Below are 17,381 nucleotides of genomic sequence, written 5' to 3'. Positions count from 1 at the left end.
TCAATATGTTGATACAGGAGTGACCATGGCTCGCCCCGACACCACCCGCACCGCGCTCGTCCTCCATGGAGGGGGTGGTCCTGGCACCGTCGCGCCGCTCGTCGAGCACCTCTCCGCGTCGATGCGCGTCATCGCCCCCACCCACCCCGGCTGGGACGGCACCCCCGGAGTGGACAGCGTCGCTTCCATCGCCGATCTCGCGACGCACTACCTCGCACGACTTCGTGAACAGGGCGAGTGCGGCGTCATCGTCGTCGGCTCGTCCATCGGCGGCTGGGTGGCACTCGAGATGGCGCTGCAGGCCGCGGCCGACGACCGGTTCGCCGGCACGGTGGGCGCAGTGCTCGACATCAACGGGACAGGTGCGGTCGTCGAAGGCGAGCCAGGTGCCGACTTCTTCGCCCTCGATGCGCGGGGGCTCGCCGAAGCGGCCTGGCATGACCCCGAGCGTGGCTACCGGGACCCGGCTTCACTGACGGACGAGCAGCGCGCCGTCCAGCAGTCCAACGGACGGGCGATGGCCGCCCTGGCCGGACCGACACTGAGCGATGCGACCCTCCTCGGCCGACTGGGGGCGATCGCAGTACCGACGCTGGTCGTGTACGGCGCCAGCGACCGGATCGTCACGCCTGCATACGGTCGCGCGGTCGCGGCGGCGATCCCGGGCGCGTCCTTCGCCGAGGTCCCCGCTGCCGGGCACCTTCCCCACCTCGAAGCGCCTGCCGCGACGTGGGCCGTTATCGACCCCTTCCTCGCTCGGCTCTGAGACCGGCCGAACCGGCACCTCACCGGTCGCGAGATCCTGGCGTCGAGCCGCTTGACCCGGCCCTCGGGGCCACCCGGAGCGTCGTCGTTGCCGGGCATGTGGCTCGGTTGACGAAGGAGGCGACGTGGACGAGTTCACGACCGGCGGGTTCGCCCGCGCCACCGGTCTGCCCCGCAAGGCGCTGCGGCTCTACCCATGCCAGGATCAGGAACCCCAGCAGACCGGCGACGGAGTTGAACACCGAGGTCAACGTCAGGGCCAGCGAGTCGCTCGACCCATCCTCCCGCGGACGACCCGACGGCTCGGAACGAGGCACTGCGGCGACGCTACGGGAGCCCCGGGGCGAGTGGCCGACCGGTCACACGTGCAGCTCCGAGCACTCGCCCCGGGCGATCTGCGCGCGGAACACGGCGTCGAGCGGGCTGCTCGGCTCGTCGTCGAGCGAATCGACGAACACCGCCACTATCCGCCCGTCCTGACCTGCCGCGATGCGCCCGAGCATCGCTCGCCACGCGGCGAGGTTCGGGTGTCGGTACATGAGCGCGGCCTCGGCCGGGGCCAGGAGATCCACCGCGCTCTGCAGAGCGGCGGGCGTCAGGTCGTAGGTTCCCGTGCCCGTCCGTCGGCCGGTGACGATCCCGAGGACCAGCGCGGGGAGGCGGTGCAGCCAGCCGACGTTGACCACCGGGAACGACCACCCGGTGCCGTCGTCCGTCGGGACGAACGCGACCCCGTAGGCGGCCGTCGGGGTCCAGCCGGGCATCCGGGCGGTGAACCGGTCCACCGCCGCCTGGATCAGCTCCGGTGTGGGCCACTGTTCGTCGAGACTCATGCCGCACAACTACCGGACTGCCACGGCCGCTCGGGAGCGGTTTTCCGGCGAGCGCGGACCCCGTGTCAGCGGGGGATTCCGCCCAGGTCTTGACCTGAAGCCGGGGTCAGCCCCGAAGCTCACCGCATGAGCACCTCGACGGCCTGTTGGGCCTACCTGTTCGAGCACCCCGGCGCCGATCCCGCGCGTGACCGCCTCGTCCTCGACTCCGGGGGGCAGCGCTCGCTGATCGTCGCCGTCGCCTCGACGGCGGACGCCCCCGCCGTCGCCGCCGGCCTCGTCCGCGACGAACAGGTCACGCTGATCGAGCTGTGCGGCGGCTTCGGCAGCGGTGACGTGGCCGCGGTCGCCGCCGCCGTCGGCGAGCACGCAGCCGTCGGGCACGTCGTGTTCGGGGTGGACCAGATCCCGGCTGCCGCGGCCTATGCGACGGCGGCCACCGCGGCGCTGTCGGCCGCCGCCTCCACCCCCGACGCGGCGTCCTCACCGGCACCCGGTCGCCGATAGCGCCGCCTGGTCCACGGCGTGCGTTCACCCCGTGCGCAGCCGGCTCGTCGGCGAGATGCGCACGGCGGAGCCGGCCGCGGGGGAGGGGCGCGCTCGCCGCGGGCCCCGTCGCGGCTTCGGCGGGGTCGGTGTGCCAGGGGACCTCGACCACCCGACGGTGATCAGCGACCGGACGGGCGAGGAGACACACCTAGGCCCGGTGCTCCGCGGGAGGGGGAAGACCGAGCGCGGCGAGGGCGGCGCCCGTCAGCTCGCCCGCCGCCACCGGGTAGCGCCGGAGGTGGGGGATCCGTGCGCAGTCGTCGACGATCGTCCTCGCGGTCCTGACCAGCGTCGCGGCGTCGGCGTCGGGCAGGTCGGGGCGGGCCGCCGAGAGCCATCGCTGCCACTCCGCCACCTCGTCGGCCTGGATGCGGTCGATGCGCTCGCGGGCGGCGTCGGGGAGGTAGAGCCGTTCGGTCAGCCGGACGGCGAGCAGGTCGGTCGCCTCGAGCGCGACGCGCACGTAGCCCGCTACGAGCAGGCCGAGGACCGCTTCGTCCGGGCCGGGGGTGCGTAGTGCGCGTGTCGTCTCCAGCGCGAGCCACTCGTGCAGCCGGGTGACGGCGGCGACCAGGATGTCGGCCTTGGTGTCGAAGTACCGGTAGAGGGCGGGCCCGACGACGCCGACCCGGCCGCCGATGTCGTCGATGCTCACCCCGGCGAAGCCCTTCGCGCGGAACTCCCGCGCAGCGGCCCCGACGAGCTGCTCGCGGCGGGAGGACGGCGCCCGGTCGGAGGTCCCCACCGAGCCGTCCGCGACGGTGGCCGCGGGGGCGGCGATCACCCGCCTGCTCGCCTCGGCCAGCTGCTGGGCGAGCCGGGCGCGGGGGAGCGGGGTGTCGTAGAAGCCCGCTCCGGAGATGATGCTGACGATGACCCAGCTGCGGAGGTCGGTCACCTCGGGGGACAGGTCGCCGCGGGAGGGGGAGAGGAGGAGCTCGTCGAGCTGCCTGCCGATCCAGCGGGTCCTGTCGCGGACAAGCTGGAAGTCCTGGGCGTCGAGGTGGCGGGCCTCGCGCTGCCACAACAGGGAGAGCCGGCGGCTGTCCAGCGCGGCCTCGGTGAGCGCGCCGAGCGTGGTGTCGAGGCCGCGCTCACCGGGCGGCAGCGCGGCCAGCGTCGTGATCGTGTCGACGACGTGCTGCTGGTCCTCGAGCACGACGTGCGAGAGCAGGGCCCGCTTGTTGGCGTAGTGGCGGTAGAGGGCCCGCGCGGTGATCCCGCTGGCCTCGGCGATGTCGTCCATCCGGACGGCGTGGAACCCGCGGAGGCTGAAGAGCTCCCCTGCGTTGCGGGCGATCTCGGCCCGCCGGTTGCGGGGCCGGGACCGCGGTGGCGCGCTCGCCGCGTCCATGCCGTGGTCTCCTCTCGCCGTCCCGATCCTAGCGAGGGAGACCACGGCCCGATCTCAGGTGGGCGTGCCCCGCCGCCCCACCGACGCGGTGGCGACGGCCCCCGTCGACTGCCCACGGACGAACTCCTCGACCGTGGTGGCGTTACAGCTCATGTACAGCGTGGCGAGGTCCTCGCCGCCGAACGCGCACGCGACCGCCTGCGCTCCGGTCACGGGGACCTTGTCGGTCAGCTCACCGCCCTCGACCACCCGGTAGAAGCCGGCGTCGTCCCCGGTGGTGAGCGCATTGCCGAACCACACCCCTCCGTCGGTGTCGAGGGCGATGCCGTCCGGCATGAACGTCTCGGGCAGCTGTGCCCAGACGTGCGGGTCCGACAAGGTCCCGTCGGGCGCGCGGTGGTAGGCGGTGATCCGGTGCAGGAAGGTCTCCGCGAGCAGGAGGCGCCCGTCGGACGTGAGCGCCATGCCGTTGGGGAACAGCACGTCGCCCTCGACACGCCGGACGGTGCCGTGGGGGTCGACGTGCGCCAACGCCGTTGGCCGCGGGTCCTCGGTTCCGACGGCGAACCCGAAGTTGCCGGCGTAGGCGTGCCCGTCGGACGTCACGAGCATGTCGTTCCCGGGGCCACCGGCGATGTCGCTGAAGTCGGCGTAGGTGCTCAGCGCGCAGTCCGTCCCGATCCGCTGGATCGTCGCGTCGGTCTGGGAGACCACCAGGGGGGTGCCGTCCGGCAGGAACCCCAGGCCCGACGGTGCGCCCGGAACCCGGGCGACCGTGGCGGCGTCCCCGTCGGGGGCGAAGGTCAGCACCGTGCCGGCGAAGAAGTCGCTGGCCCAGAGCGCGCCGTCGTGCCAGCGCAGGCCTTCGAGGAACTGGTGTCCGGTGGAGAACCCGGTCGGGGTGTGGAGCTTCATCGCGTCACTTCCGTGTCGATTCGAGGGTCGTGTGCTCGCGCGCCAGCTCGCGGAGCCGGAACTTCTGGATCTTGCCGCTGGGGTTGCGGGGCAGGTCGTCGACCAGGAGCAGGCGCTCGGGGAGCTTCTGGCGGGCCATCCGCCGCGCGGTCAGCCACTCGACGAGCGCCGGCAGGGTCACCTCGCGACCGGTCTGCGCGACGACGACGGCGCAGACCCGTTCCCCGAGCACCGGGTCGGGGGAGGAGACGACGGCGACGTCGGCGACCGCGGGGTGTTCGAAGAGGTGGTCCTCGATCTCCTTGGCGCTGATGTTCTCCCCGCCGCGGATGATGATGTCCTTCTGGCGCCCGGTGATCTCGACGTAGCCGTCGTCGTCGATGTGGGCGAGGTCGCCGGTACGCAGCCAGCCGTCGTCGGTGAAGGCCGCGGCGTTGAGCGAGGCGTCGAGGTAGCCGAGGAACAGCTCGGGCCCGCGCACCTGCAGCTCACCGTCCGGGGCGAGCCGTACCTCGGTGGCGCCGATCGGCCTGCCGTCGGTCCGCGCGCGCTTGTCCACGGGATCGTCGGCGTTGCAGGCCGTGGCCGTCGGGTACTCGGTGGACCCGTAGCCCCGGCTGACGGTGCAGCCCAGCGCCGTGGTCGCGGCCCGGACCAGCTCCGGCGGGACGTCGGCGCCGCCGCACGCGAAGACGCGCAGCGAGCTCACGTCGCGTTCGGCCAGCGAGGGGTGGTGGACGAGCCCGTGCAGGAACGGCGTGGCCGCGACCGTGAACGTGCACCGGTGCTCCTCGATGAGCTCCAGACCCCGACCGGGCTCCCACACGTCGAGCAGGACGACCGCGCTGCCCAGCATGAACGGCAGCTGCAGTCCGTAGAGGACACCGATGATGTGGCCGACCGGCGAGGGCATGAAGACGACGTCGGTCGCGGAGAGCCCGAAGAAGTCGATGATGCTGCGGTTCTCGTGGTCCAGGGTGTCGTGGCTGTGCAACGCGCCCTTGGGCGCCGAGGTCGTACCGGAGGTGTAGAGCAGCAGGGCGATGTCGTCCGGGGCCCGGGGCGTCCGGACACCGTCCGCCCGGCCCTCGCCGAGGAGAGCGTCGAAGCTCAGCGTGCCGTCCCCGCCGTCCACCACGACGACGGTCTCCAGCTCGGGGACCTCGTCGCGGATCTCGTCGAGCATGGCCGGGTAGTCGAAGTCGCGGAACAGCCGCGGGACCACGGCGACCTTCGAGCCGGCCTGGCGCAGGATGAACGCCGTCTCGCGGTGTCGGTAGATCGGGATGATCGGGTTGCTGACCGCGCCGAGCCGGATCGCCCCGAGGTGCACGACGACCGCCTCGGCCCGGTTGGGGAGCAGCCAGGACACGACGTCGCCGGGGCCGACCCCGCGCCCGTGCAGCGCCGAGGCGAACCGGTTCACCGCCTCGTCGAGCGCGCGGTAGGTCCAGCGCCGCCCCCGGTCGACGACGGCGGTCGCCTCGGGGCTGCGCGCCGCGGCCGTGGCCAGGTGGCCGTCGACGAGGTTCCCCGCCCAGTGACCGGCCTCGACGTTGCGCCGGGCCTGCTCGTCGTCGGGCCTGGTCGCTCTCATGACTGCCTCTCGGGGTCCAGGAGCGCCGCGCCGACGTGGTGCCGCAGCTCGGTCTCGTCGCCGTACCAGCCGCGCAGCGCCAGGGCGCGCCGGTAGTACCAGCTGACGTCGGTCTCGGTGGTGAAGCCCATGCCGCCGTGCAGCTGGATCGCGTCCTCGCAGACCCGGACGGCGGCGTCCGCAGCGTGTGCCTTGGCCGTCGAGGCGATCAGGTCCAGCTCCGGAGGCGACGCCCCGCCGGCGTCGGCGAGGGCGGCCAGGCAGAGGTTGTGCAGGCCGGTCGACCGCGCGGACATGTCGGCGACGAGGTGCTTGACGGCCTGGAAGCCGCCGATCGGCCGGCCGAACTGCTCGCGCTGCCCGACGTGGGCCACGGTGCGGTCCAGCGCGCCGCGGGCGAGACCGCCGAGCTCGCAGGCGAGCAGCAACCGGCCCCACGACCGGATCCGGTCCCCGAGCCCGTCGTCGGTGACCAGGGTGTGGGCCACCGCGCCGTCGAAGGAGACGGACGCGAACGCGACCCCCGGATCGGCACTGGCCAGGGGCTCGACGCGCACCCCGGGAGCGTCCGGGTCGACCAGGCAGACCGTCGTACCGTCGACGACGACGAGCACCCCCGCCTGCGCGGCGAACCGGACGGCGGCGACGGACCCGACGACCTCCCGCCCGGTGACCGCGACCGACCCGAGGTCGCCCGGGACCGACGCCCCGGGGTCGACGAGCGCGGGCGGTGTCCCGTCGGCGGCCGGGACGATCTGTTCGACCAGCGCCGGCAGCAGACTGTTCTCCAGCAGCGGCCCGGGAAGCAGGTGCCGTCCGTACTCCAGGAACACATGGCCGAGAGCGGCCGGTGGTGCGCCGATCCCGCCCCGGTCCTGCGGCACGGCCAGGGAGTACCAGCCCAGTCCGGCGAGCTCGGATGCCAGGCCCGCGTCCCAGCCCCCGCCGTCCAGGAGCGCACGCCGCCGTTCACCGGTGTGGGACCGGGTGAGGTAGTCGTCCACGGCGGACGCGAAGTCGTCGTGATCAGCCACGGGGCAGCCCCAGGAGTCGTTCGGCGACGATGGTGCGCTGGATCTGGGCGGAGCCGCCGTAGATGGACGCGGCCCGCGAGTAGAGGTGCTCACGGGCCCAGCGGTCGGACCGCAGGCCGCCGGGCCGGGCGCCGGGCACCGCGCGCAGTGCGCCCAGCAGCCCCGCGATCTCGGCGAACACGGTCTGCTCGACGTCGTTGAGCACGAGCTTGTCGACGGAGTCCAGCGGTGTCGGGCCGGCGTCGGCGACGAGCCGGGCGGTGGTCTGCCGGGTCTGCGCGTCGAGGACCCGCATGGCGACCTGTGCCCGCCCGACGGCGGCCCGGGCCCGGGCCCCGGCGACACCGTGCGCGCGGAGCTCGCCGACGGCGTCCTCCAGCGCGACCTCGAGCTCCACCCGGCGGCGCAGGGTGGCCGCCCCGCGCTCGCTGCCCAGCGTGTGGGTGGCGATCGTCCAGCCGTCGTTCTCGTCCCCGAGCAGGTTCCGCCGCGGTACCCGGACCTCGTCCAGGAAGACCTCGCAGAACTCCCGGTCGCCGGTCATCTGCCGGATGGGCCGGGCGGTGATGCCGGGGCTCGTCATGTCGACGAGCAGGTAGCTGATGCCCGCCTGCTTGCGCACGGTCGGGTCGGTACGGACCAGCAGCGCACACCACTGCGCCTCGTGCGCCCAGCTGGTCCAGATCTTCTGGCCGCTGACCACGTAGTCCTCGCCGTCGGCGACCGCGCGGGTGCGCAGGGAGGCGAGGTCGGACCCGGCGTCGGGCTCGGAGAAGCCCTGGCACCAGATGTCCTCGCCGGAGAGCATGCGGGGCAGCAGCTCGCGACGCTGCCGGTCGGTGCCGTAGCGGTCGATGGACGGCCCGACGACCTCCAGACCGATCAGGCCGACGGGCTGGGGGGCACGGGCCCGCACGAGCTCCTCGACGAACACCAGCTGGTGGGCATGGGTGAGCCCGCCACCGCCCGCCTCCCGCGACCAGGCGAGGCCCAGCCAGCCGGCGTCGGACAGGGTCTTCTGCCAGCGGCTCAGCACCGCGAACCGGGCGTCGGGGTCCGACGGGACCTCGGGGGCCCCGGTCGCGGCGAGCCGGGCCCGGGCCCGGGCCCGGAAGTCCTCCAGGGATTCCACGGTCACCGTCCCGTGTAGACCGGTTCGCGGCGTTCGAGGAACGCGTTCACGGCCTCCTTGGAGTCCTCGTAGCCGGACAGCTCACGGGTCCGGTCCTGCTCGAACTCGTAGCCGGACCTGAGGTCGCGGTACTCGATGCCGTTGAGGCTGCGCTTGGCCAGCCGCAGCGTGACGGGGCTGTGCCGGGCGATGGATCGCGCCAGCTCCCGGGCCTTCGCGAGGAGCTGCTCCTCCGGGACGATCTCGACGATGCCGCCGTAGGGCAGCAGCGTCTCGGCGGGGTAGAGGTCGCCGGTGTAGTGCATCAGCCGGACCACGCCCTGCGGCACGAGCCGGGACAGGTGCTTCGCGCCGCCCAGCACCCCGACGGTGACCTCGGGGGTGGCGAACCGGGCACCCTCCGCCGCGACGACGAGGTCGCACGATGCCGCGATCGCCAGACCCGTCCCCACGGCGGCCCCGTGGACCGCCGCGATCACCGGGTAGGCGGAGTCGTAGATCGCCCAGAACGCCTCCCGGGCCTGCTCGAGCTGCTCCGGGGCGTTGTCGGGGTCCAGGGTCCGGAACGCGTCGAGGTCGTTGCCCGCGCAGAAGTGCTTCCCCCGCCCGGCGAGCACGACGACGCGTGCTTCGGGGAGGTGACGCTCGACGTCGCCGAAGAACGCGCGGATCTCACGGTAGAACTGCTGGTCGACCGCGTTCACCGGCGGGCGGTCGAGCCACACGGTGGCCACCGGGCCCTCGGTCTCCCACTTCAGGAACTGCAGATCGCTCACGGGGTGTCCTCTCCTCAACGGTGGTAGGCGGCGGCGAACGCCTCGAGCTCGCGCGGGACGTCGCTGCCCGCGGGCTGGAAGTGGAGCCAGTCGCAGCCGGCCTTCTCCAGCTCGGCGAACCGGTCCCGCCACTGGTCACGGGTCAGCGCGAGCCCGGCCGCGGTGATCACCTCGCCGGTCACGAAAGGCCGGTCGATCTCGTTGACCCCGACCACGTGCCGGTCGTGCAGGGCGATGTGACGGACGCCCTCGGGGATGTGGTCGTAGGCCGCGGCCCACGCGTGGCCGCTCTCGCCGAGCAGCTCGTCGATCACCCCGTGCTCGACGGCCCAGTGCAGGAACAGCCCCGCGCCGTGGCCCGCGGCGTCGATCACGCGCTCGGAGCCCGGGTCCTCGCCCTCGTCGAGCACGGTGCCGATGAGCATCATCATCTGCGGCCCGAAGCCCGGCTCGGGCGCGGTGATCCGGAACAGCTCCGCGCCCAGGGACCGGGCGACCCCCGTGCCCTTCGGGCCTTCGCCCGCGACCCCCCAGGGGACCGAGATCGGCAGGGCCGGGCCGAAGCGGGCGTCGGGCTGGATGAGCTGCATGGTCGCGCCCTCCCACTCCACCTGCTCGCCGCGCAGCAGGGCCCGCACGACCTCGGTGTAGTGCTCGACCCGCGCCCACGGCACCGGTGGTCTGCCCATGGCGAGGCGGCCGGTGAAACCGCTCCCGATCCCGATGAGGACGCGGTCCGGCCCGGCCGTGTGCACCAGCGTGGTGATCGCCGAGGCGGTGACCATCGGGTGGCGCAGACTCGGGATCAGCACCCCCGGCCCCAGCACGATCCGGTCGGTCCGCTCCGCGGCCTGGTTCAGCACCATCCAGACGTCCGGGTACAGCGCGGGCGAGTCGTAGCACAGCGCCCTCTCGTAGCCGAGCTCCTCCGCGATGCGGATGTGCTCCGGAGTCTCCAGCGACGTGGCGAACGAGCATCCCAGCTTCATTGTCGGGTCTCCCGGTCGAAGGGGTCGGGAGTCGGAAGTTAGGGCCGATGGACATAGCTTGTCAATCAGCGATAACTGGATAGCATGGGCGAACAGATCGATCAGCAGTCGTCGATGCGCGAATGTCCATCACTGCTCACTGGGTCGACATGGAGGTCGAGATGCTGGTGCACTGTCTGACGCTCACGTTCACGGAGTCCGCGACCACGGCCGACGTCGAGGCGTTCCGGGACGCGATCGCGCGGCTGCCCGGCCAGGTCGGCGTCCCCCTGCGCACCCGGCAGGGTTCCGACCTCGGTGAGCGTCCGACGAACGCCGACTACGCGGTCGTCTCCGAGTTCGCGAGCGTCGAGGACTTCCGGACCTACCTCGCCCACCCGGCCCATCTCGCGGTGCCCCGGGACCACGTCCGGTCCGTGCACAGCGTCCAGTTCCACGTCGTCGAACCGGACTGAGCCTCGGTGGCCCGGGCTCCGGTGCTGACCCGTCGTTGCGCGCACCGGGCGCCGTCGGGCCCGTGGCGTGGCGGGCCGGTCAGCTGCGCGGGTCGCGTTCGGCCCGCTCGCGACGGAGCCGGTCGAGGTCGTCGGTGGCCAGCGCGTTCCAGAACCGCAGGGCCGCGTGCTCCATCTCCAGCCCCAGTTCGATGGTGATCATGCGCGGCTCGGCCCACTCCTCCCGGCCGTGCCCGAGCTGACCTCGGCGGGCCCGGACGAGCACGGGTACCGGATCGGCGCGGTGGTGCGGCAGCGCGCGGTCGAGCACGATCCGGCGGCCCGGGAGGCCCCGCTGATCGGGATGGCCCTGCCGTTCGTCGGGCATCGCGAGCTGCGCAGTGCGGGCCGGGACGGCATGAGGCCGGTCCCGGTGGGTCAGGTCGTGGCGGCCGGAGCCGGCCAGACGAAGCGGTCGTCCGCGGCGTAGTCCTCGCACCGGGCCTGCAGCGCTGCGGTGACCTGGTCGGGGGCGTCCGCCCCGACCAGGAGCCGGAACGGGCCGTCGGGTGCGTGGACGTGCTGGCGCAGGGCCTCGACCGCCTCCGCCACGGGCGCACCGAGCGGGCCTTCGGTCCGCCACGGCACCTCGGCCGTGCCGAACAGCTCGCGCCGCAGGTCGTCGTAGTCCGCCGACGGGCTCGCGAAGTGCATCCCCGAGCCCGCCCAGTCCGTGTCGAACCCGCCGAGCTGGGCCACGGTGACGCGGACGCCGAAGCGCGAAACCTCACCGGCGAGCGCCTGGGAGAAGCCCTCCAACCCCCACTTGCCCGCGTTGTAGAGACCGAGGGTGGGCATGGCGCCGACCGCGCCGGTCGTGGAGATCTGGACGATGTGCCCGGCGCCCCGGGCGCGCAGATGGGGGAGCACCGCCTGCGCGACCCACAGCGGGCCGAGCAGGTTCGTGTCCACGATGCCGCGCGCCTCGGTCTCGTCGACCTCCTCGATCGCGCCGACGAGGCCGTACCCGGCGTTGTTGACCACGATGTCGAGCCGGCCGAAACGCGCAATGCCGGAGGCGACCGCGGCTCGGACCGCGTCCCGCTCGCGGACGTCGGCGACCGCCACGTGCAGCGTCGACGGGAACTCCCGGTCCAGGTCGGCGAGTGCGTCGGCGCGGCGGACGGTGGCCACCACCCGTTCCCCGGCGTCGAGCGCGGCCCGGGTCAGCGCCCGGCCGAGGCCGCGGCCGGCGCCGGTCACGAACCAGACAGGTCGTTCGGTCACGGGGCTCTCCTCGGCGGGGCGGGCGCTCATGCCCACAACGATACGGAACGTTCCGTATCGATTGCTATCGTGGCCGGGTGGACGACGACAGCCGTGACCGCCCGTCGGCACCGGTCGGTCGCTCCGAACGGGCACGGACGGCCGCGCTCTCCGCGGCGCTGGCCCTGGCGACGGAGCTGCCGTATCCGCAGGTGACGATGGAGGCGATCGCCGCGCGTGCCGGTGTCGGCAAGGCGACCCTCTACCGGCGGTGGCCGCACCGGGGTGCCCTGCTGGTCGACGCCGTGGCCCACCGCAACGCGGCGGCCGCCGCCGGCGGCGGGATACCGGACACCGGTGACCTGGTCGCCGACCTGACCGCGGTGCTGCGGTCGGTCGTCGACGAGCTCGCGGACCCCGGATGGGACGCGCTCCTGCGGGCGCTGTGCGTCGAGGCGCTCGTCGACACCGGCATCGGGGCGCAGGTGCTGGAACAGGTCTTCGCCCCGCAGATCGCCCTGTTCGCCGACCGGTTCGCGACGGCGAGGGCCGCCGGTCAGATCGACGGCTCCGTGGGCGACGTCGAGGCGTTCGAGCTGGTCGTCGCGCCGGTCTTCCACCGGTGGCAGCTGCGGACCGGGGTGCTCGACCACGCCTACGGCGACGCCGTCGTGCGGCGCGCGTGCCGGGCGCTCGCGCCCTGAGCGCCCGGATGCGCCCCGCCGCGCGGGCGACCGGTCGACTCCGGTGCCTCGGTGACCGTGGAGCCGATCAGTGCCGCGACGCCGGAGCGAACCCGGGAACGCCCGCCCGCGCGGCCGACCCGAGGAACGCCCGGCGTTCCGCATCGATCCGTGCGGTGATGCCGGGCTCGGCGGTCGGGCCGAACCCGACCTCCGGCCGGGACCCGTCCAGCAGGGGGAACACGGCGTCACAGAACTCGTCCGGGTCGGCGCCGTGGGCCGCGCCCGGTCCGGCGAGGCCCGTCGCCACGGCGGGCGGGATCAGCTCGACGACCTGGCAGCGGGTTCCGTCCAGCGCCTCCCGGAGGGTCACGGTGTAGCTGTGCACCGCCGCCTTCGCCGCGCTGTAGACGGGGGCGAACGTCTGCGGGACGAAGGCGCCACCCGAGCTGACGTTGACCACGAGAGCGGGCCCGCCCCGGTCCAGCATCATCGGGACGAGCAGCCGGGACAGGTGCAGCGGAGCGGACAGGAGCACGTCGATCTCGTTCTGGACCTCCGACCACGGGGCGTCGTCCGCGGCGATCCCCACCCGCCGTTGGATACCCGCGTTGTTGACCAGGACGTCGAGCGCGGGCAGTACCCGGCGGCCGTGCTCGGCCAGCCGTTCACGCTCCGTGGGATCGGCCAGGTCACCGGCGAAGGTCTCGACACCCGGTTCGCCGGCGGCGACCGCGGCGAGCCGCCCGGCGTCCCGCCCGGTGACCAGGACCCGGTGTCCCGCTCGCCGGTAACGCCTCGCGAGCCCGAGACCTATGCCCGCGCTGCCTCCGGTGATCAGGACCGAGCGTGTGTCAGGTGTTGTCATGTAAATAATGGTGGACCTGCTGGGTTTACATGACAACCGGCCGGTAGGATGATCTGCATGACACCGCCGCTGGACGAGGCCGAGACCGCCCGGTGGGTCGCGTGGAAGCGCGCGAACGATGCCGTGAACGCTGCGGTCGCCACCGCGATCGGCGACGCGTCGGGGCTGTCGGTCGCGGACTTCTCGGTGCTGTCGCGGGTCGTCGAGCACGGGGGCGGACGGATGGCCCAGCAGGAGCTCGGGGACATGCTCGGATGGCAGCGGGCGCGGCTGTCGCGCCACCTGGGACGGATGGCCGAACGGGGGCTGGTCGACCGCGACACCGACGCCGACCGGCGGCGTCGGGTCGTCGTCACCGAATCGGGCCTGCGCTCGCTGCGGGCAGCCCGGCCCGCGCACGCCGACGCCGTCCGCCGGGTCTTGCTCGCCCCCACCTCCAGCCCGAGGGGCGACGAGTTCTGGGCCACGCTCGTCCGGCTCGCCGACCGGGAGGACCCCCGCGGTGGTGGGGCCGAACGGGGTGATGGCGACCGCGGTCCGTAACCGGTGCGCCTCCGATTCGTTGAATCGGGACGGCTACCGCAGGGGGGCGTCGTGTCAGGACCGAGATGGGACCCGGACTCGGGTCGCTGGGTGCTCGGGGACGAGTCGTCCCCGGTGGCCCGCCGCGGACGACGCCGGTCGGTCGAGGTGATGGACCGGTCGGGCGGCGATGTGGAGCGCCCGGCCCGTGATCTCTCGCCCGAGGACCTCGTCGCCGGGATCGTCTTCCCGCCCGCAGGGGAACCCGGGGGTCGATCGGTCGGGACGCGGGGTCGTCCCGGGTCGATGACGGAGCGTGACGATCTCGCCCGGCGAGGAGCGGGCCGGATCGACCACGGCTCCCGGCGCGGGCGTCGCCGTGCACCGGAGAGCGCCGGACCGGGCGCGCCCTCGTCCGACCGGACTCCCGGGGGATCACCGACCGAGGAGCCCTACCCCGAGGACCCGTACCCCGAGGACCCGTACGCCGAAGGAGCGCGTCAGAGCGCGACGGTGCGGCCCCGGCCGCACCCAGTGCGCCGGCCGCCGGCGGTCGTGTCCCCGCCCGGGCACGACCACAGTGGTCGTCCCCGCCACGGCGGCCGCCGGCGGGCCGAGGACCGCGACGGGAGTCGGTACGGCCTCGGCGGGTTCGCGACCGCCGGCCCCGGGGACGACCCGGACCCGTGGGACGGTCCGGAGACCGGACCGGTGCCCGACCTCCGTGCCGCCCGCCCCCGACGCGTCGACCGGGCCCCGGAGACGGCGTGGGACGCGCGCGGACTGCCGCTCGTCGAGGCCCGGCCGGCCGACCCGCACGACCTCGGGTACGACCCGCGCGACCTCGACCTCGACCTCGACACCGACCTCGACCGTGGCGCCGACCTCGACACCGACGCCGACGACATCGGGGTGGAGCCCGACGACCGCCCGGAGGACCCGCCGCGGCGCGGACGCCGACGGGCGGTGCGGGCGGAGCCCCGTCGACGCCGATGGCCGTGGGTCGTCGGCGTCGCCGCGGCGGCTGCCGCGGCCGTGCCGATCGGGTTCGCCGTGTTCGGCGGCACCGGGGACCAGACCCCGGCCGCGTGGCGGGAGGGGTCGGTCGCGTTCGGGGCGTCGACCGGCGGCGGCCAGCCCGGCGTCGTCCCGGCCGCCGACACCCCGGAGGCGGACACCGCGCCCCACGGCGCGCCGGCTCCCGACGCCGCCGGGGGCGCGCCGGGTGAGGTCACCTTCGAGGTGAACGGCTCCGGCACGTCACGGATGATCACCTTCGGCGGTGGGTCGTCGGTCGGCCAGGCCTCCGAGGTCCCGCTGCCCTGGCGGCGGGCCGTCACGGCCTCGGACGAGCCCGCCGAGTACTCGGTGATCGCCTCCGGCGGGGACGGCGAGATCTCGTGCCGGATCCTCGTCGACGGTGCCGTCATCTCCGAGGAGACGGCCGGGAGCGGTTACTCCGCGGTGTCCTGCGTCGCCCGGCACTGACCGGCGACCCCGGCGGGTGGTGCCGCGGTCAGTGTCCGGCCTCCCGGAACCGCTTCCGTGACTCCTCCAGCTCGGCCTCGGCCGCCGCCCGGTTCGCCCAGTCGGCGCCCTCCACACTCTTGCCCGGCTCCAGGTCCTTGTAGATCTCGAAGAAGTGCTGGATCTCCCGGCGGTGGAACTCGGGCAGGTGGTGGATGTCGCGCAGGTTCTCCAGCCGCGGGTCGTGGGCCGGGACGCAGAGGAGCTTGTCGTCGCCACCCGCCTCGTCGGTCATCCGGAACATGCCGATGGTGCGCACGAGCACGAGGACGCCGGGGAACAACGGCTCGCCGGTGGTGACGAGGAGTGCGTCGAGGGGGTCGCCGTCCTCCCCGAGCGTCTCCTCGACGAAGCCGTAGTCGCCCGGGTACTGGGTGGCGGTGAACAGGGTGCGGTCGAGCCGGATGCGCCCGGACTCGTGGTCCACCTCGTACTTGTTGCGGCTGCCCTTCGGCACCTCGACCAGCATGTCGAACTCCACGGGCTCCTCCGACGCGTTGGCGTCAGGACAAGGGCATACACGCTCGCCCGTCGGGGCGCACCCCGCGGAGGGGCGGGGACCGCGTGGCGCGCTCGGCGGTGCCCGTCGGCGGCGGGCGGTGCCCGCCCGGCACGGCCGCGCTCAGGGTCATCGGCCGTCGGTGACCCCGTCGGCCCAGCCGGCCCAGCCGGAGAAGTCCAGGGTCCCGGCTCGGTCGAGCCGATCGGCGAACGCGAACAGCGCCGGTGCCGCGGTCGGGTGGACGTCGAGGGCCTCACGCAGCTGCGCGCCGACGCAGGGCAGGTCGGTGAACACCGTCAGCCCCCACACCGTGCAGGCCTGGCCACCGGGTGCGCGGACGAGCGGTCCGAGCGCCCGGACCGCGGCGAGCAGCTCGGCGAGCAGCTCGTGGTGCGCCGGGTCGGTCGCGGCGGTGGCCACCGCACCGCCCGCGGCCCAGGCCAGGCCCTCGACCTCGTCGTCGGCGCGGTCGTCGACCCAGGCCGCCCGCAGCGGCCCGGCGAACCGGGTGACGGCGTCGGCGACGGTGGCCCGGCCGGCCAGCAGGTCCTCGACGAGGGCGCGGTAGGTGGCCTCGGCCTCGGCGAACTTCACGGAGCGCAGGCTAGTTCCTCCGGTCGGCGAAGCCGGCGGGCAGCTCTTCCGGGCCGACGGCGATGACCGACTCGTCGTCGACGCCGACGTGCTCGAACAGCGTGATCTCGGCGAACTCCGGGATCGTCTCGATGGGGTAGGTCGGCCCGGCGTCGCGCAGCTCGCGCATGCGGTCGAGGTGCGCGTTCTGGAAGCAGACGGTCTCCCTGCCGTCGTCGGCGACCCAGCGCGGGAAGAAGATGGTGCCGTGCAGACGCCGGCGGACCGGCATCACGCAGACGACGACCGAGGTGCCGGTCGGCTCGTTCCAGGACACCTTGTAGACGCCCTCGTCGAGCCGGACCAGGTCCACCTCCTGGTCCTTCACCCAGCGCCCGCCGACGTGGCCGCTGTGGATCCGGTAGTCGATGGTGTGGTCGTTCTTCACGTACATCTCGTACTGCCAGCCGTTCTCGTAGGTGTAGATGAACCGGTGGCCGACGACGGCGGTCAGATCGTTCTCGTCCATGTAGATAGTTTTGCTTCAAAACTGTTCTGTGGCAATGCGACGTGCGACACTGTGCCGGTGACGACGACCGCCGCGCTGCTCGTCCGTGAGCTCGGTCCGCTGCGGCGGACCCTGCTGCGCCGCGCCAGGACCGCCGCCGACCTGCCGGATCTCTCCGAAGCGCAGATCGAGCTGCTCCGCACGCTGGCCGCGGCCGGGCCGCTCGCCCCGAGCGAGCTGGCTGCGAGGCTGCGTCTGGCCCGCTCCACCGTCAGCAACCTGTTGCGCACGCTCACCGCCGACGAGTTCGTGCAGCGACGCGACGGCGCCGACCGGCGCACCGTGCTCGTCGCCGTCGCGCCGCGGGCGACCGAGGCACTGGGTCGCTACGACGCGGCGGCCGAGACCCTGCTCGGTGTGGCGCTGGACCGGCTCGCCCCGGCCGACCGCGCGGCGCTCGCCGTCGCCGCCCCGGTGCTGGCCCGGCTCACCGCGGCCCTCGACGCGGGCTGACGCGGCACTGTTGTCCGGACCTCGCCTCCTCCCTGCGGTGG

General features: G+C 73.7%; 21 protein-coding genes. 7 read left to right on the top strand and 14 right to left on the bottom strand.

Going from position 1 to position 17,381, the window contains the following annotated elements; translation table 11 throughout:
- Nucleotides 1–25: 25 nt before the first annotated feature.
- Nucleotides 26–766 (top strand): alpha/beta fold hydrolase, encoded by a 741-nt coding sequence (locus tag Ae331Ps2_RS01765; RefSeq protein WP_075311177.1) that lies wholly within the window; start codon nucleotides 26–28, stop codon nucleotides 764–766.
- Between the two features lie 358 nt (nucleotides 767–1,124).
- Here the strand turns inward: Ae331Ps2_RS01765 and Ae331Ps2_RS01760 are convergent, their stop codons facing one another.
- The gene (locus tag Ae331Ps2_RS01760; protein WP_075311179.1) at nucleotides 1,125–1,598 is read right to left on the bottom strand and encodes a hypothetical protein; all 474 of its coding nucleotides are present in this window, start codon (nucleotides 1,596–1,598) and stop codon (nucleotides 1,125–1,127) included.
- A 126-nt stretch (nucleotides 1,599–1,724) separates the two neighbouring features.
- Between Ae331Ps2_RS01760 and Ae331Ps2_RS01755 the strand changes: the two genes are divergently transcribed.
- Entirely contained in the window at nucleotides 1,725–2,105 is a 381-nt protein-coding gene (locus Ae331Ps2_RS01755; RefSeq protein ID WP_075311181.1) for a DUF6506 family protein, read from the top strand.
- A 190-nt stretch (nucleotides 2,106–2,295) separates the two neighbouring features.
- On the opposite strand, the gene Ae331Ps2_RS01750 is transcribed toward Ae331Ps2_RS01755, so the two are convergent.
- From Ae331Ps2_RS01750 to Ae331Ps2_RS01720, 7 genes are read right to left on the bottom strand one after another with little or no spacing between them, the layout of a single operon-like run.
- Entirely contained in the window at nucleotides 2,296–3,501 is a 1,206-nt protein-coding gene (locus Ae331Ps2_RS01750; RefSeq protein ID WP_075311183.1) for a TetR/AcrR family transcriptional regulator, read from the bottom strand.
- Between the two features lie 54 nt (nucleotides 3,502–3,555).
- Nucleotides 3,556–4,416, bottom strand: a complete 861-nt coding sequence (locus Ae331Ps2_RS01745; RefSeq protein WP_075311185.1) for an SMP-30/gluconolactonase/LRE family protein — start codon at nucleotides 4,414–4,416, stop codon at nucleotides 3,556–3,558.
- 4 nt (nucleotides 4,417–4,420) lie between these two features.
- Nucleotides 4,421–6,013, bottom strand: a complete 1,593-nt coding sequence (locus tag Ae331Ps2_RS01740; protein WP_075311188.1) for an AMP-binding protein — start codon at nucleotides 6,011–6,013, stop codon at nucleotides 4,421–4,423.
- A complete protein-coding gene (locus Ae331Ps2_RS01735) occupies nucleotides 6,010–7,047 on the bottom strand; it encodes an acyl-CoA dehydrogenase family protein (RefSeq protein WP_075311190.1) in 1,038 nt (345 codons plus the stop codon). The genes Ae331Ps2_RS01740 and Ae331Ps2_RS01735 overlap by 4 nt, the downstream gene beginning before the upstream one ends.
- Nucleotides 7,040–8,179 (bottom strand): acyl-CoA dehydrogenase family protein, encoded by a 1,140-nt coding sequence (locus Ae331Ps2_RS01730; protein WP_217695635.1) that lies wholly within the window; start codon nucleotides 8,177–8,179, stop codon nucleotides 7,040–7,042. The genes Ae331Ps2_RS01735 and Ae331Ps2_RS01730 overlap by 8 nt, the downstream gene beginning before the upstream one ends.
- A 2-nt stretch (nucleotides 8,180–8,181) precedes the next feature.
- Nucleotides 8,182–8,955, bottom strand: a complete 774-nt coding sequence (locus Ae331Ps2_RS01725; protein ID WP_075311194.1) for an enoyl-CoA hydratase-related protein — start codon at nucleotides 8,953–8,955, stop codon at nucleotides 8,182–8,184.
- A gap of 14 nt (nucleotides 8,956–8,969) precedes the next feature.
- A complete protein-coding gene (locus Ae331Ps2_RS01720; protein WP_075311196.1) occupies nucleotides 8,970–9,944 on the bottom strand; it encodes an LLM class flavin-dependent oxidoreductase in 975 nt (324 codons plus the stop codon).
- A 122-nt stretch (nucleotides 9,945–10,066) separates the two neighbouring features.
- On the opposite strand from Ae331Ps2_RS01720, the gene Ae331Ps2_RS01715 reads away from it, so the two are divergent.
- A complete protein-coding gene (locus tag Ae331Ps2_RS01715) occupies nucleotides 10,067–10,399 on the top strand; it encodes a Dabb family protein (protein ID WP_083695133.1) in 333 nt (110 codons plus the stop codon).
- Nucleotides 10,400–10,478: 79 nt separating this feature from the next.
- Here Ae331Ps2_RS01715 and Ae331Ps2_RS32955 read toward each other — a convergent pair whose 3' ends face one another.
- Together Ae331Ps2_RS32955 and Ae331Ps2_RS01705 are read right to left on the bottom strand one after the other, a co-directional pair.
- Complete coding sequence (locus Ae331Ps2_RS32955; RefSeq protein WP_233147618.1) at nucleotides 10,479–10,766, bottom strand: hypothetical protein; 288 nt, start codon at nucleotides 10,764–10,766, stop codon at nucleotides 10,479–10,481.
- Between the two features lie 50 nt (nucleotides 10,767–10,816).
- Complete coding sequence (locus tag Ae331Ps2_RS01705; RefSeq protein WP_075311200.1) at nucleotides 10,817–11,695, bottom strand: SDR family NAD(P)-dependent oxidoreductase; 879 nt, start codon at nucleotides 11,693–11,695, stop codon at nucleotides 10,817–10,819.
- Between the two features lie 47 nt (nucleotides 11,696–11,742).
- Between Ae331Ps2_RS01705 and Ae331Ps2_RS01700 the strand changes: the two genes are divergently transcribed.
- The gene (locus Ae331Ps2_RS01700; RefSeq protein ID WP_075311202.1) at nucleotides 11,743–12,348 is read left to right on the top strand and encodes a TetR/AcrR family transcriptional regulator; all 606 of its coding nucleotides are present in this window, start codon (nucleotides 11,743–11,745) and stop codon (nucleotides 12,346–12,348) included.
- Between the two features lie 67 nt (nucleotides 12,349–12,415).
- Here the strand turns inward: Ae331Ps2_RS01700 and Ae331Ps2_RS01695 are convergent, their stop codons facing one another.
- Nucleotides 12,416–13,195: an SDR family NAD(P)-dependent oxidoreductase gene (locus tag Ae331Ps2_RS01695; RefSeq protein ID WP_075311204.1), complete on the bottom strand. Its 780-nt coding sequence runs from the start codon at nucleotides 13,193–13,195 to the stop codon at nucleotides 12,416–12,418.
- Between the two features lie 57 nt (nucleotides 13,196–13,252).
- Between Ae331Ps2_RS01695 and Ae331Ps2_RS01690 the strand changes: the two genes are divergently transcribed.
- Both Ae331Ps2_RS01690 and Ae331Ps2_RS31775 read left to right on the top strand, forming a co-directional pair.
- Nucleotides 13,253–13,738 (top strand): MarR family winged helix-turn-helix transcriptional regulator, encoded by a 486-nt coding sequence (locus Ae331Ps2_RS01690; RefSeq protein ID WP_063718602.1) that lies wholly within the window; start codon nucleotides 13,253–13,255, stop codon nucleotides 13,736–13,738.
- Between the two features lie 690 nt (nucleotides 13,739–14,428).
- Nucleotides 14,429–15,205 (top strand): MmpS family transport accessory protein, encoded by a 777-nt coding sequence (locus Ae331Ps2_RS31775; protein ID WP_170918314.1) that lies wholly within the window; start codon nucleotides 14,429–14,431, stop codon nucleotides 15,203–15,205.
- 28 nt (nucleotides 15,206–15,233) lie between these two features.
- Here the strand turns inward: Ae331Ps2_RS31775 and Ae331Ps2_RS01680 are convergent, their stop codons facing one another.
- The 3 genes from Ae331Ps2_RS01680 to Ae331Ps2_RS01670 form a co-directional block, all read right to left on the bottom strand.
- Nucleotides 15,234–15,725: an inorganic diphosphatase gene (locus tag Ae331Ps2_RS01680; RefSeq protein ID WP_020622612.1), complete on the bottom strand. Its 492-nt coding sequence runs from the start codon at nucleotides 15,723–15,725 to the stop codon at nucleotides 15,234–15,236.
- A 147-nt stretch (nucleotides 15,726–15,872) separates the two neighbouring features.
- Nucleotides 15,873–16,340 carry a hypothetical protein gene (locus Ae331Ps2_RS01675; RefSeq protein WP_075311206.1) on the bottom strand — a complete coding sequence of 156 codons (468 nt, stop codon included), beginning with the start codon at nucleotides 16,338–16,340 and terminating at the stop codon, nucleotides 15,873–15,875.
- A 10-nt stretch (nucleotides 16,341–16,350) separates the two neighbouring features.
- The gene (locus Ae331Ps2_RS01670; protein ID WP_075311208.1) at nucleotides 16,351–16,848 is read right to left on the bottom strand and encodes a phenolic acid decarboxylase; all 498 of its coding nucleotides are present in this window, start codon (nucleotides 16,846–16,848) and stop codon (nucleotides 16,351–16,353) included.
- Nucleotides 16,849–16,905: 57 nt separating this feature from the next.
- Between Ae331Ps2_RS01670 and Ae331Ps2_RS01665 the strand changes: the two genes are divergently transcribed.
- On the top strand, nucleotides 16,906–17,340 hold the full coding sequence (locus tag Ae331Ps2_RS01665) for a MarR family transcriptional regulator (RefSeq protein ID WP_170917091.1): 435 nt from the start codon (nucleotides 16,906–16,908) through the stop codon (nucleotides 17,338–17,340).
- The last annotated feature ends 41 nt before the right edge of the window (nucleotides 17,341–17,381 follow it).

Origin of the sequence: Pseudonocardia sp. Ae331_Ps2 (genome assembly GCF_001932405.1) — a bacterium.
Lineage (GTDB): Bacteria > Actinomycetota > Actinomycetes > Mycobacteriales > Pseudonocardiaceae > Pseudonocardia.
Note: the sequence above shows the minus strand (reverse complement) of the source record. Positions and strands in the feature narration are given on the sequence as shown.

Coding starts and splice junctions, on each gene's coding strand:
- Ae331Ps2_RS32955 (WP_233147618.1), bottom strand. CDS start 10,766: ATGCCCGACGAACGGCAGGGCCATCCCGATCAGCGGGGCCTCCCGGGC.
- Ae331Ps2_RS01755 (WP_075311181.1), top strand. CDS start 1,725: ATGAGCACCTCGACGGCCTGTTGGGCCTACCTGTTCGAGCACCCCGGC.
- Ae331Ps2_RS01690 (WP_063718602.1), top strand. CDS start 13,253: ATGACACCGCCGCTGGACGAGGCCGAGACCGCCCGGTGGGTCGCGTGG.
- Ae331Ps2_RS01760 (WP_075311179.1), bottom strand. CDS start 1,598: ATGAGTCTCGACGAACAGTGGCCCACACCGGAGCTGATCCAGGCGGCG.
- Ae331Ps2_RS01750 (WP_075311183.1), bottom strand. CDS start 3,501: ATGGACGCGGCGAGCGCGCCACCGCGGTCCCGGCCCCGCAACCGGCGG.
- Ae331Ps2_RS01720 (WP_075311196.1), bottom strand. CDS start 9,944: ATGAAGCTGGGATGCTCGTTCGCCACGTCGCTGGAGACTCCGGAGCAC.
- Ae331Ps2_RS01705 (WP_075311200.1), bottom strand. CDS start 11,695: ATGAGCGCCCGCCCCGCCGAGGAGAGCCCCGTGACCGAACGACCTGTC.
- Ae331Ps2_RS01765 (WP_075311177.1), top strand. CDS start 26: ATGGCTCGCCCCGACACCACCCGCACCGCGCTCGTCCTCCATGGAGGG.
- Ae331Ps2_RS01670 (WP_075311208.1), bottom strand. CDS start 16,848: ATGGACGAGAACGATCTGACCGCCGTCGTCGGCCACCGGTTCATCTAC.
- Ae331Ps2_RS01745 (WP_075311185.1), bottom strand. CDS start 4,416: ATGAAGCTCCACACCCCGACCGGGTTCTCCACCGGACACCAGTTCCTC.
- Ae331Ps2_RS01715 (WP_083695133.1), top strand. CDS start 10,067: ATGTCCATCACTGCTCACTGGGTCGACATGGAGGTCGAGATGCTGGTG.
- Ae331Ps2_RS01740 (WP_075311188.1), bottom strand. CDS start 6,013: ATGAGAGCGACCAGGCCCGACGACGAGCAGGCCCGGCGCAACGTCGAG.
- Ae331Ps2_RS01695 (WP_075311204.1), bottom strand. CDS start 13,195: ATGACAACACCTGACACACGCTCGGTCCTGATCACCGGAGGCAGCGCG.